The 12,713-nt window shown below is 59.3% G+C and carries 11 protein-coding genes and 2 pseudogenes; 2 read left to right on the forward strand and 11 right to left on the reverse strand.

The window, feature by feature from the left end; all coding sequences use genetic code 11:
* Nucleotides 1–162: 162 nt before the first annotated feature.
* From QM600_RS15015 to QM600_RS15055, 9 genes are read right to left on the reverse strand one after another with little or no spacing between them, the layout of a single operon-like run.
* Entirely contained in the window at nucleotides 163–690 is a 528-nt protein-coding gene (locus QM600_RS15015; RefSeq protein WP_283262277.1) for an Rv1363c family protein, read from the reverse strand.
* Nucleotides 677–1,897, reverse strand: coding sequence for an MlaD family protein (locus QM600_RS15020; protein ID WP_283262278.1), 1,221 nt, complete (start codon nucleotides 1,895–1,897; stop codon nucleotides 677–679). Before QM600_RS15020 ends, QM600_RS15015 begins: the two co-directional genes overlap by 14 nt.
* The gene (locus QM600_RS15025; RefSeq protein WP_283262279.1) at nucleotides 1,894–2,961 is read right to left on the reverse strand and encodes an MCE family protein; all 1,068 of its coding nucleotides are present in this window, start codon (nucleotides 2,959–2,961) and stop codon (nucleotides 1,894–1,896) included. The genes QM600_RS15020 and QM600_RS15025 overlap by 4 nt, the downstream gene beginning before the upstream one ends.
* Nucleotides 2,961–4,037: an MCE family protein gene (locus QM600_RS15030; RefSeq protein WP_283262280.1), complete on the reverse strand. Its 1,077-nt coding sequence runs from the start codon at nucleotides 4,035–4,037 to the stop codon at nucleotides 2,961–2,963. The genes QM600_RS15025 and QM600_RS15030 overlap by 1 nt, the downstream gene beginning before the upstream one ends.
* Nucleotides 4,034–5,050 (reverse strand): MCE family protein, encoded by a 1,017-nt coding sequence (locus tag QM600_RS15035; RefSeq protein WP_283262281.1) that lies wholly within the window; start codon nucleotides 5,048–5,050, stop codon nucleotides 4,034–4,036. The genes QM600_RS15030 and QM600_RS15035 overlap by 4 nt, the downstream gene beginning before the upstream one ends.
* Nucleotides 5,047–6,066, reverse strand: coding sequence for an MCE family protein (locus QM600_RS15040; protein ID WP_283262282.1), 1,020 nt, complete (start codon nucleotides 6,064–6,066; stop codon nucleotides 5,047–5,049). Before QM600_RS15040 ends, QM600_RS15035 begins: the two co-directional genes overlap by 4 nt.
* A complete protein-coding gene (locus QM600_RS15045; RefSeq protein WP_283262283.1) occupies nucleotides 6,063–7,289 on the reverse strand; it encodes an MCE family protein in 1,227 nt (408 codons plus the stop codon). The genes QM600_RS15040 and QM600_RS15045 overlap by 4 nt, the downstream gene beginning before the upstream one ends.
* 4 nt (nucleotides 7,290–7,293) lie before the next feature.
* A complete protein-coding gene (locus QM600_RS15050) occupies nucleotides 7,294–8,151 on the reverse strand; it encodes an MlaE family ABC transporter permease (RefSeq protein ID WP_283262284.1) in 858 nt (285 codons plus the stop codon).
* Nucleotides 8,151–8,960, reverse strand: a complete 810-nt coding sequence (locus tag QM600_RS15055; protein WP_283262285.1) for an MlaE family ABC transporter permease — start codon at nucleotides 8,958–8,960, stop codon at nucleotides 8,151–8,153. The genes QM600_RS15050 and QM600_RS15055 overlap by 1 nt, the downstream gene beginning before the upstream one ends.
* 310 nt (nucleotides 8,961–9,270) lie before the next feature.
* Between QM600_RS15055 and QM600_RS15060 the strand changes: the two genes are divergently transcribed.
* Both QM600_RS15060 and QM600_RS15065 read left to right on the forward strand, forming a co-directional pair.
* Nucleotides 9,271–10,521 carry a TetR/AcrR family transcriptional regulator gene (locus QM600_RS15060; protein WP_283262286.1) on the forward strand — a complete coding sequence of 417 codons (1,251 nt, stop codon included), beginning with the start codon at nucleotides 9,271–9,273 and terminating at the stop codon, nucleotides 10,519–10,521.
* 197 nt (nucleotides 10,522–10,718) lie between these two features.
* Nucleotides 10,719–11,239 (forward strand): annotated as a pseudogene (locus QM600_RS15065) (MFS transporter); the annotation flags it as partial.
* A 105-nt stretch (nucleotides 11,240–11,344) separates the two neighbouring features.
* On the opposite strand, the gene QM600_RS15070 reads toward QM600_RS15065, so the two are convergent.
* Entirely contained in the window at nucleotides 11,345–12,409 is a 1,065-nt protein-coding gene (locus QM600_RS15070) for an NAD(P)H-dependent flavin oxidoreductase (RefSeq protein WP_283262287.1), read from the reverse strand.
* A pseudogene (locus tag QM600_RS15075) lies at nucleotides 12,406–12,713 on the reverse strand (CoA-transferase); the annotation flags it as partial. The pseudogene QM600_RS15075 and the gene QM600_RS15070, both read right to left, overlap by 4 nt.

The raw sequence follows: 12,713 nt of genomic DNA on the forward strand, positions 1-12,713 counted from the left end.
CACATCTGGAGTTCGGGATTTGACGCGTTGTACTGCACGGCGCTGGGAGCAGCGCCTGCGCTGCGTTGTAATGGTTATGCGCGTCTGATCGGTCGATAGAGATGATTCGGTCTGTGTCGAATCCAGGTACTTCGCGGGCATCGGTCCTCCTGAGCCGGTGGGTTATCTGGTCACGACGTTGTCCACAAGCCACTGGTCATTCGAACGGACGAGACTGAGGACCATTCGATACTTCTGTGAGTTTCCTTGCGGCGTAGCAACGTTCTTGGCTTCTTGGTCGACGAACACGAGAACTGTTGCAGAATCCGAGTCGACGCTTTCGACACCGACGTTTGTTGCTGTTGCGGTCGCCTGACCCTGGCCGCCGGCAACGACGTCGTGAAGTGAGTCCACCATCGTCTTGTAGGTGCCGGCAAACGACTCCGTCGACATGGACGCGATCTTGTCCTTGTTGGCGTCCAGATTCTGATAGTCGAAGGAGGACATGATGATCGAGTATTCACGTGCGGTGTCCATTGCTTCGGTTCGCAGTGAGTTTTCGGTGCGAGCCGAGAGCATCTGAAATGCCAGGGCCGCTAAGGCTCCGACGAGCACGATTGCCAGGACTGCAGTGAGGAAGGACCGTCGGCGCGGTTTCTCGGCGGTCTCGATGTCGACAATCTCGATCTGTGCAGTATCAACGGGGGCCATTTCCCAGTCCTTCCAACATCATTCTCCAGTAGTTCAGGGCATCGACGCCGGTCGGAATCAGAATCGGATCAGGCACGATCGGCGGTCCGATCGGGGTGCCGGGGATAGTTGAGTTCTGCAATCCCAGATTGTCGGGCCGCGGTGCATTCTGCGCTCCGCGTTGGACCAGATCGTTGCCCGGGGGACAGTACAGTGCGAGACTCGGGCTGGCGGGGCTGAGATCACCGACCTCATGCCTCGGGGTGTCGTAATTGCAGACGGGTCCTTGCGTGGCGACCAACGCGAAGTCTGCGCGGTCTCCGTTGACTATGGATGCCAGTTTGGCGAGGCCTTCTGGAATTGTCACAAGTCCGGTTTCGAGAGCGTTGGTTCGATCGGCGATGATCGGTGCAACGGCGACGAGGTTGGCCAAGACCGCACCAAAGGTGTTGTGGTACTTGTCGAAGAGTTGCTGGGCGCTAGTGAGAGCGGCTGGTGAGTGATCGGTGAGGTAGATCAGCACCGGAGCGTTGGAATCGAGTTGCTGCGTGAAATTCTTGGCAGCTGACATTCCACGAACAAACGAATCCGATTGCCCAGCCATGGAATCCACCAGGGTGGAGGTGCGCGAGAGCAACGCCGCCAATTCGGTGGACTGATCGTTCAACTGGGCGGAGAGTGTTCCACCGTTATCGATCATGGTGCGCAGGCTGGGGCCGAGTCCGTTGAACGACTTGTCCAATTCGGTTCCGATATCACTGATCGCCTGTGGGTCTATGCCCTCGAGTACATCCGACGCCTGAAGCATCAACTGACTCATCTGGACTGGTTGCTGATCCGCCGGCATGGCTATCTCGTCGCCGTCTTCGAGATACGGTCCCCGATCGGCCTGAGGATAGATATCGACGTTCTGGATTCCGGCGGCACTTCCCATCGTTACCTTGGCGATGCTGTCGCTGGGTATCTCGGTGTCGCCGCCCAGCGAAAGCTCGATACGAGCTGAGCGGGTACTGGGATCGAGCGCGACGTCGCTGACCTTGCCCACCTGGACGCCGCGATACGTGACGCCGGTTCCCTTGGTCAACCCGAAAGCGTCGGACATACTGGCGTGCAGACGAATATGATCGCCGAGACCCTGCGGGCCCACGACGTAGACGATGCCGAAAGGGATCACCACGATTGCGGTGATAGCGAACAAGACGAGTTGGACGAGAGCGAGTCGTTTCATCGAATGCCTCCCTGCAGCAGATCAGTGAGAGTTCCGACCGGACCCGTGCTTGCATTGTGCCCCGTGATGCCACCGGTCAGGAGCTTGTCGATGCTTCCCGGAACATCCAGCGCGCCATCGAAAACCAGATAGTCTCCGCGAACTGCCCGCGTGAAATTTTCGAGCATCCCGTTCATGTTGGCCAGTGTCGTACCGATTTCGGAGTTGAACGAATCCAGTGTTCCCACAACGGTAGCCGCATCCTGCAACGTACTGTCGAGTCCTTGCGGTGACGAGTCGAGAATACGGTTGGCATTGGTGGCAAGCTGTGCGGTCGAGTTCAGCAGACTCGAAATCTGGTCTTTCTGTCCCACGAGTATGGAGACGACCTCAGGCACGGAATCCAAGTAGCCCTCGATGACCTCGCGTTGCCCGGCCATCTGAGACGAGACCCGCGCAGCGAGGTCGACAGCGTCGTTGAACTCGTCCTGATGGGTACTCGCGGTAGCCGTCAACGAGGTGAGAGTGTCGGTGAGCGAGCGCACTTCCGCTGACTTGCCGGAAAATGCGATGTTCAGTTCGCGCACAACGGTATCGAGTTGGTCGATACCACTGCCGGTGATCACGGTGCCGAGTGTGGCAAGCGCGCTCTCGACCTGTGGCCCTATCTCGGTGCGCGACTCGGGGATCGTCTCACCGTCGCTCAACCTTGCGCCCGAAGGCACCTCCGGTACTCGAAGTCGAATGAACGGGTTGCCTAGTGCTGAGGGGAGTTCGACTGCGGCTTGGACGTTGTCCGGCAACTGCGTCGCGGTATCCAAACTCAGCGTGACCCGGGCTCCGGAGACGTCGGTGGACAGCTCCGATACCCGTCCGATTACCTTCTGCCCGCTCCGGACGTCGGCTCCCAAAACCAGACCGTCGGCACCTGCGAGTTGTACGTCCACGGTGTAGGCATCGCCGTCGGCGGACCGTCCCAGCGGAAGGTCCTGAATGCCGGCGCTACAGCCGCCGAATGCCATGACCGCGACGACACCGATACTGACAGCAACTACACCGGCCACCATTCTCGCCGACGGTTTCATCAGTTGCCACCAAGTGTCGAAGCGATGCCCAAGGGGTCGGATGCACTGAGCGGGAAGGAAATCGGATTTGTGAACCCGGCGCCCGTGCAGATCGGCAACTTGTATGTCTCACACAGTGGCTTGGCCACGGCGAACTGGGTGAGGGCCGTCGAGACGTTGAGACGAATTCGTCCACGCCCGTCGGGGCCGATGGTGTTCGAGAGATTCTGCATCATCAACGGAACGAGGTCCATGAACTCGGCGAGGCCGGGTTGTCGGGTGGCAAGGGTGTCACCCAGGATCCGAACATTGTCCGCGATGGTGCCGACGTCGTCGCCATGGTTGGTCATGAAGGTATTCAGCTGATCGAACACGACCTGCAGATCCTGAAGCGGCTCGGAGATGTCCATGTTCTGGCTTGACCACTGGTCGCCCAACTCCCCGAGATCGCTCACCAGTTCATCGAGACTGACTTGCCGTGAATCCAACGCTTCCATCAACGAGTTCAGGTTGTCGACGAGTGCCCCGATGTCCTCGGACCGGGCGCCGACAACTCCGGTGGCGGTACTGAGATTGCGGATCGCGGTGTTGAACTGATCGCCTTGGCCTTTCCAGCCGGTCGCACTGCTTGCGACCAGTTCTCCGAGATTGCCGCCGTCGGAACCGAATACACTTGCCAAAGTGCTGACGCTGCCCATCAGTCCGTCGAAGTCGATGGGGGCATGAGCGCGCTCGATCGGAATGATCGCGCCGTCTTCCAGCGTGGCGCCGCCGGTATAGGCCGGGCCGAGTTCGACATGACGGTCGCTGATCACCGACGGATTGAGAACGTAGGCAGAAGCATTCGACGGTAGTTCGACGGATTTCGGCATGGACATGGCAACTCGAACCGACGTTCCACGAGGTTCCAGCGAAGTAACCGTTCCCACCCCGACGCCCAAGACGGTCACCTTGCTGCCCTCGAAGATACCGCCGACGTAGCTGAAGTCGGCATAGACGGTCTTGGACTGATCGGTACGTCCGAAGATGTACCAGCCGGGGAGAGCAATCGCGAGAGTCACGACGAGGAACGCAGTGACAGCCTTTCGGGTATTCACTTGCAGCCCTCCATGATGCCCAGCGCGCAGAGCAAGTTGTCGGGGATGACCGCTGCCGGCGCATTGACGTCAGTCCAGTTGCCGGTGCCGGTGGCATTGGTAACCGAGCGCAGTGCGGAAGGCAGACGCGTCATCAGTAAGTCGATCTGGTCTGCGTTGTTCTTCAGTGTTGCGGTGACTTGGACGAGGTTGTCCGTCATTGCGCCGAATTCTTCTTGCTGATCGGCAAACGTGGTCGAGAGTTTGGAGATGATCACCGTGAGGTTGTCCACGAGTTGTGTCAGTGCTTCCTTGCGGACGGAGAGCGTGCGGATGATTGTTTGTGCATTGGCTGCGGTGTTGACGATCGAATCACTCTGTTGCACAGCCATGTCCGACAGGTTGCGGGACATAGTGAGGATCTGGTCGATCTGCTCACCGTTGTGTGCGAAGGCTGCGGATGCGCCGCTAATCCCGGCGAGGGCTCTCCCGACCTGGTCGGGATCGGTCGGGATCACCTGCGCAAGAGTGGTCATCATCGATTCCATCGACTTCAGGTCGACGTTCGATGCAGCGTCGGTTGCATCGCTGCTGACGTCATCGAGGCTGTAGGGGGCTGTGGTTCGTGAGCGGGGGATGACGTTTCCGTCCGAGGCGTCGATGGTGCCGGCCGGAACAATATCGAGGTATCGCTTGCCCAGAACTGTTTTGAGTCGGACCGACGCGGTGGTCTGATTGCCCAGCGGCTGGTCCTTGTCCAGACGGAAGCTGACGACCACGTGGTCACCGGCAAGCGCTATCGAATCGACACGCCCAGCCGGTACACCGGCTACGTAGACGGGATCGGTATCCGACAGCCCACTGGCGTTGGCAAATTCTGCAGTGTAGGCGGATGTGCGGACGTGGTACCAGAACTTCGGAAGACCCAGTGCAGCAGCGAGTCCCACGACAAGTAGGAAGATGCCGAGGCTGCCCAGCGTCAACGCTGTACTGTTCCCGCTGCGCCGACGGTCGCCCTTTACCAGGAACATCATGAGCACACCGGCGAATGTGTCGTCCCGAAGATATTAGCTTCCACGTCTCCTGCTTTCACGGTGAAATTGCACAGGTACAGGCTGACGAAGCTTCCGTAACTGCCGATGCGATTGGCAGCATCGGCAAACTTGGGGAGATTGGTCACCAGTCGGTTGAACTCGTCAGTACTGGCTATCCAACTGGCCGTGACACTTTCGAGCTGCTGGACTGATGTGCCGAACGTGTCGTTGGTGCTGGAGATGATCTGGGCCAGCGACGCAACGGTGCTGTTTCCCTGATCGAGGAGCATCGCAAGTTGATCGTTTTCGCCGACAATAGATGTGCTGAGTTGACTCAATCCATCAAGGAGACCGATCAACTCGGGTTGCCGATTGTCGACGGATGTCAGCAGCGTGTTCATATTCGTGAGCAGTTGAGCGAACACGTCCTTGCGCTCCGTCAGTCCGGAACTCAGGGAAGCGATCTGATCGAGCAGTGTCGTCAGCGCCTCGCCCTGCCCATTGAACGTTTCGACGAAACTTCTTGTCAGACTATTGACTTGGTTGGGTTCCAGTGCAGCGAATAGCGGTTTGAATCCGTTCATCAACGCCGTCAGGTTGATGGGAGGGGTGGTCTGAGACAGAGGGATGGTTCCGCCGGGTTTAACGCTCGAACCAGTTCCGGGGTTCTGGGTCAGTGCAAGGTAGCGGGCACCGAGCATGTCTCCGTAGCGAACGGCGGCCTGTACGTCTGTTGCCAGGGAGTACTGCGATTCGATCTCGACGTCGACTATGGCCTTGCTGGTTCCCCCTCCGCTGGCGGCAAATTCGACGGCGTCGACGCGCCCGATTCGTACTCCGGACAGTGTCACAGGATTTCCAGGGTTGAGACCCTCGACGTCGGAGAACTCGAACTTATATGTTTCGGTGCTGCCACGAACCGGAACCGACAGGGTATTCGCGACGAACGAGGCGCAGGCGAGCCCGGCAGTGCAATAGACGGCCAGGCGAACAACCTGGGAGGGTTGGACTTTCACGGGACAGTCACCTCGCTACCTCTGACCATGGGCCCGAGCATCAACGTGGTGGCCACGTTGGGGGAGGTTGACGGACCGGGTGTTCGGCCGAGAAGTTGATCCTCGAGGTATCCGAGCGCGGATGCTTCGTCGCGGCCGCCCACCACGGGGAGATTGGCCGATGCCATGGAAGCATCCTGGTTGGACCCGAAACATTGTGCGCCGCGAACATTTCCGTACTGCGGGCAATCTTCGGCTGTATAGGGCAGTGGATCCGCGAACGTGGGTACGGCAGTGATATTGAACTTTCCGGTCGAGAAGACGCGGGCACCGGCGGCGCCGAAGGTCCCGGCATTGGCGAGAGTGGAACGTAGGCCGTCGGGATTGGCTGCCGTCGTCGCGAGAATCTTTCCGGCACTATCCATCACGGTGATGATGTTTCGGTTGTTCACCGCCACGAAGCTGTTGACCGTTGCGGCGAACACCGTAGACGCACCGATCGATGTTTCGAGGTTGGTCTTGTTTTCCACCATGGCATTCGAAACCGACGTTGCCGACGCCAGGGTGTCGAGGATGTCGGGCGTGGCGCGATTCAGCGCATCAACTACGGACTTGAATTCCGGTGTCGAATCGAGGAATTGTTGCGCGGCCGGCGTCAGTACAACTGATGCCGCGCTGAGATCGTCGATCATCGCGGCGATCTTCTCGCCCTTGCCGTCCAGTGCTTGGCCGAGTGCTGTGAGGGCAGTGTGCAGCTTCTCGGGTTGCATTGCTGTGAGTAATCCGACCAGCTTGGTGTACACGTCGTACAGTGCAACAGCTTCGGGGCCACTGTCCAGGAGTATCTGGTCGCCACTTGCCAGCATCGCGGTCCCGGAAGGGTTCGGGCTGTCGACCAACTGCATGTAGATGTCTCCGAAGAACGTCCGGGGGACCACCCGCGCAATGACGTCGGAGGGGATTTGCGATGCGTTTTCTTCATCGATCTGCAACTGCACCACTGATTCAGTTGTACCGGAATGTATTTCACCGATCCTGCCGATGTTGACCCCGTGATATCTCACGGGAGCTTCGCCGCTGATCAGCCCAGCAGTTGAGGGAACGGCGACAAAGACGTCGGTGGTCTGCTCGAGGCTGCCGGAGCCGCGTAGAACCATCGTGACGGAGGCGGCGATTGCGATAACGATGGCGAGCGCGCCACGGAGCGCGTAGACGAGTCTGTTGCGGGTCGTGAGTTTGTCCATGCCGTCAGACCCCCATTCCTGGGATTTCGGGAACGAGGCCCCAGAGGCCGAAGGTCATCAGTACGTCCAGAATTCCGATCGCAAGGATTGCGGTACGGAGTGCCCGGCCGGCTGCTTGTCCGACTCCCGCCGGTCCGCCGGAGGCGTAGAACCCGTAGGCGCAGTGAACGAGAGCTACAACGGCAGCGAACACAATTGCCTTCAGCCCCGAATACAGGAGATCCTGCGGAGAAATCGCGAGATGGAAGAAGTAGTCGTAGGTGCCGGCGGATGCGCCGTTGAAGAAGACCACCACCAACCGGGTGGAGAGGTAACTCGCCAACAGTCCGATCATGTAGATCGGGATGACGCAAATCATCGCGGCTATCACTCGGGTGCCGGCAAGAAAGGGAATGGACCGGATGGCCATTGAATCGAGTGCGTCGATCTCGTCGGAAATGCGCATGGCACCGATTTGCGCTGTGAATCCGGTTCCGACCTTGGCGGCCAGGGCAATTGCGACGACGACGGGCGCCAACTCGCGGGTGTTGGCAACCGCCGACAGCATTCCCGATAGCGATGTCATTCCGACAAGTTCGAGTCCGCGATGGGTTTCGACGCCGAGCATCATGGCCGCGGCCAAGGACATGGCGAAGACAATTCCGATGGTTCCGCCGCCGGACAGCAGAGAATTGGTTCCGAAGCTGACCTCGCTGATCTGGCCGAGAACATGCTTGCGGTACTTGGTGAGGGCAAACGGAATTGAAGCGACGGTGCGCACGTAGAACGTGACATGTTGACCTAGTGAAACGAGGCTGTCGCCGATACTGCGGATCGGTCGGGCGGCTCGGTGTGCACGAATCCGAAAATCGATGAGGGCCATCAGAATTCACCCACAGCCGGAACAATGACCGTGTAGAGCGCGGACAACACTGTATTGGCGATGAAGACCAGCGCAAATGCCATGACAACTGCTTCGTTGACCGCGTCGGCTACTCCGCGGGGTCCACCCTTGGCGTGCAGGCCCTTGAACGTAGCGACCAACGTCGATGTCAGAGCGAAGATCGAGGCTTTGACTAGGGCCATGGCGAAGTCGGACAATCTTCCGTACTGACTGAACGTGGCCATGAATGTTCCGGCCGGAAGGTGCTGGACGTAAATATGGTAGAGGTAGCAGGCGATCACGCCGCCGAATGTCACCATCGAACATAACGCCAGGGAAACAACTACTGCAGCAACCAATCTGGGTGCCACCAGGCGCTCGATCACGTCGATGCCCATCACTTCCATTGCGTCGATTTCTTCGCGGATCTTCCGGGAACCGAGGTCTGTGCAGATCGCGGACCCAGCAACGCCGGCCATCATCAGGGCACAAACCAGGGCGGCTGCCTGGCCGACGATGATGAATGCGACAACTGCGCCGGAGTATCCGCCCGCGCCGATCCGACCGGCGAGTTCGCCGACCGATACGGCAATGAAGACGCCGATCGGGATCATGAGGAGTAGTGACGGACCGGTGCTGACACGGCCGATGAACAATGTCTGAGTGATTGTCTCGTGCAACGAGAGTCGCCTGCGTGCAATAGCAGTGAACAAACCGAATAGTGCCTGGACCGAGAACCCGATCAGGTAGCCACCCTGTAACGCGACGTCCTTAACCGGGCCTTTCGGCGCGGGGAGCTCGTACGTCATCTATGGATTCCTTTGCAGGTCAACGTGGTTCAGCATGGGCATCGAGCTGTCCGGAAGCTGTCGGTCGAGCTAACTGCGAGTGAAGCATCTCATACATATATGTGTCCGGCAAGCATTATGTGAACGGACATTCTGATTTCGGACGAACAAGATGCATGACAAATTTGAATCCGGCAATCCTCCGATGTGCTGTCTATCTGCGAAGATGCTGCACACGTGATGCGAGCTGGCGGAAAACATGTGCGATGATTCCCGTTTATGCTTAGGCTGATTCTCGTAGACGATTCCGCATCGGAGAACGGGGAAGACGGTGGACCAGGGCGAGTCATCCATCTCGTTGCCGGTGGGTATCAGTGTTCAACCTCGGCAGGCGGTAGTCCGGAAGCGGCCGAAGGATCGTCGCGAACACATTGCGGCAGCTGCTGCCATCGCGTTCAGCGAACGTGGGTATCACGCAGTGAGCGTGGACGATATCGCGTCGTCCGTCGGGATCTCGGGTTCCGCCCTGTATCGGCACTTTCCGAACAAGTATGCGCTGTTTCTATATTCGGCTCTGGGATTGACCGAGTCGCTGAAAGTTGCTCTCGATTCGGTCGAGGTCGGCCCGGTTGCAACCGATCATGATCGGTTGCGGGCTGATCTGTTGGCCGTGATCCGAACGACGATTCGGAATCGGCGCACCGCTGGAATCTATCGGTGGGAGAGCAGGTTTCTGGGATCCGAGGATCGGGCTCTCATCCGAGATCAGGCGCGGGAAGCCAACCGCCGTGTCGGACGGAATCTTTCGGCTACTGAAGTTGGGATCACTCTGCAGGACAGAAAGATTGTGGTCGCGGCAATGTTCAGTGTGATCGGCAGTATTACAGCGCACAGTCGGGCTTTGTCTCAGCGAGGAATCGAGAAGATCCTTCTCGATTCCTGTCTCTCGATCGATCGTGTCATCCTCGGTTTGGCAGTGGAGTTGCCGGACCGGTTGTCGTCGCCACAGATTTCGACAACCAATAAGCGGGAACTCCTCATGCAGGAAGCTGTGCGGCTCTTCAACTCTCGTGGATATCACGACGTCAGTATCGAGGATATTGCAGTAGCAGCAGGGTTCAATGCATCTGGAATGTATCGATTCTTTCCCGGCAAAGCCGACCTCCTGGCCGCGGTGTTCTACCGGGCAGCCGATCGCCTGGACCTTGCGACGGCAGTAGTGCTGGCTTCTGCGCCGTCGGCTGCCGAAGCTCTCACCGCGTTGTCCTCGATGTATGTGAATCTCTCGTTCGCGCAGCATGATTTGATGTCCGTCTACTTCTCGGAGATGAACAATTTGTCGCCCGCCCACCGTAGTGATCTGCGGAACCGGCAGAAGCTGTACGTCGCTCGGTGGGCGGGCTTGTTGTGTGAGGTCAGAGACAAACTGTCAATGGTGGAAGCCGAATTCGTTGTTCATGCGGCTCTGAACGTGGTCCCGGATGTGGGACGGATTCTCGGGTTCGGTCCTGAACCCGAGGGCATGGGTAAGGTCCAGCAGTTGATGACGGCTGTTCTCTTCGGAGATGCACGGGCGAAATAGGTGCCGTAGCCGTTTGTCGAGGACGGTCGGTGTTGATCGTTGCGTCCGTCAGGGTGTGGGATTGCAGTGATTCTCATTTCTGGATCGGTGTGCAGATTCCCTTCGTCTTCCGTTGTCTTGCAGTGAGATTAGCGCGCACCATCTTCGGTGTCGCCGGCAACATCGCTGTCGAACTTGCGGGCCGCGCAGTCCAAGGCGCCGGCGCCGCAAACATCGCTCAGTTGGTGCTCGGTGCAGCTTGGATCCCGATGTGGTTCTTCCTGAACCTGTACCGGCAGCAAGTGCTCGGATACAGTGCCTTCCCCGCTGGTGCGGCACTGCTGCCGATGATGATATTCGTCATGCTCGGCATGATCGGTGTCGCGCCCCGAAGCATGCAACGGCTCGGCACCGAAACGATGATCGTGGCAGGATTGCTGGTACTCGGAATCGGGTTGGGATGGAGGTCGTTGATCCGGCCACCGGCAACTTCTGGGTCGATGTGCTGCCGGCCTCGCTGGTAGCCGCGGCAGGTATGACGCTGGCGTTCATTCCCTCACTGGGGGCCGCGATCTCGGCTGCGCGACCGGAAGAGGGCGGATTGGCCTCCGGCATAGTCAATGTCAGTTACCAGGTTGGCTCAGCCGTCGGACTGGCCGTGATGACAGCTATCGCAGCGGTGTTCGGCGCCGATCAGCTCGGAGACCTTGCCGAGCTGACCAATGGGTTCTCCGAAGTGGCCCAACCAGTCGTCACCTCTTGAGGCACTCCGGCTGAGCCGTCAACGCACTGAGTGCGCCTCCCCGAAAGTTGGGGAGACGCACTCAGTGGTGGAAAGAGTCGATCAGCGAAGAGCGGTCAAAGCGTCGATACGCTTTGCTGCATCCTCCATGATGCTGTCGATCAGTTCCTTACAGCTGGGCAGATCGTTGATCATGCCGACTACCTGACCCGAAGCGAGGACGCCTGCTTCTGTGTTGCCCTCGACCAGACCGGCCTTGAGCAACATGGGGGTGTTGGCAGCCATGATGATCTGCATGATGGTGCGGTCACCGGACCGCTTCATGGCGAGGCCGTCCTTGGCGAGGGTCGTCCACTTCATGCCCGTCATCGCCTTGAACTTCATGGCGTTCTTGGCAGCGGCGATCAAACCGGTTGCGTAGCTGGAGCCTTCGAGGCTGTTCACCAGTTCGGTGTTGAGCACGCGGTGCGGCATGCCATCGACCTTGCGCGAGACGGTGGTATCCGTCAGGCCGCGCTTGAGGTATTCCTGCTTGACGGAATCCGGTACCGAGGAATCGCTGGTGAGCAGGAATCGAGTGCCCATTGCGACGCCGGCAGCGCCGTACGCGAGTGCCGCGGCAAGTCCACGACCGTCGAAGAATCCACCACCGGCGATAACCGGGATGTCAACGGCGTCGAGAACCGAGGGGAGCAGCAGCGTCGTAGCCACACCGCCGGTGTGACCGCCACCTTCGCCGCCCTGGACGATGACGGCGTCCGCACCCCAGGATGCAACCTTGACCGCATGCTTCGCAGCACCGATCGACGGTACGACGACAATGCCGTGGTCCTTGAGCTTGGTGATGAGTTCCTTCTTGGGAGCCAAGGCAAATGAGGCAACCTTGACGCCTTCGCGGATCAGCAGGTCGGCACGCTGCGGTGCGTCCGTGGCGTCGGCGCGCATGTTGACGCCGAACGGCTTGTCCGTCAATGCCTTCGTCTTCTTGATCGCGTGCTCGAGCTCGTCGTACGTCATCGTTGCCGAAGCGAGGATGCCGAGACCGCCGGCGTTAGCCGTCGCGGAGGTGAGGGCGGGACCGGAAACCCAGCCCATGCCCGTCTGCACGATCGGGTAGTCGACGCCGACCAGCTCGGTCAGCGCAGTCTTAATTTGGGGGGTGCTCACGCGCTGACCTCACGGTCACGCAGGTTGCGCGGATCGAGGGTCTCGCGGATGAGGTGGATTTCCTCGACGGTGGGCTCGCGGGTGACGCCGGCCTCGGCGAGTCCGGCAACCTCGAACGACGTGTTCTCGGCAACCTCTTCAGCCGTGACGCCGGGGTGAAGGGTCAACGCGCGGAACGTGTTTCCCGGTCCGCCGAAGTCGAAGACACCCAGGTTGGTGACAACGCGGGGGATGTTGAGGTACTTGTATGCCGGGTTCTCGGGATCGATCTGGTCGTAGCCGACACCGCACACCACGTCGACCT

Origin of the sequence: Rhodococcus sp. IEGM 1379, from assembly GCF_030056815.1 — a bacterium.
Classification (GTDB): Bacteria; Actinomycetota; Actinomycetes; order Mycobacteriales; family Mycobacteriaceae; genus Rhodococcus_F.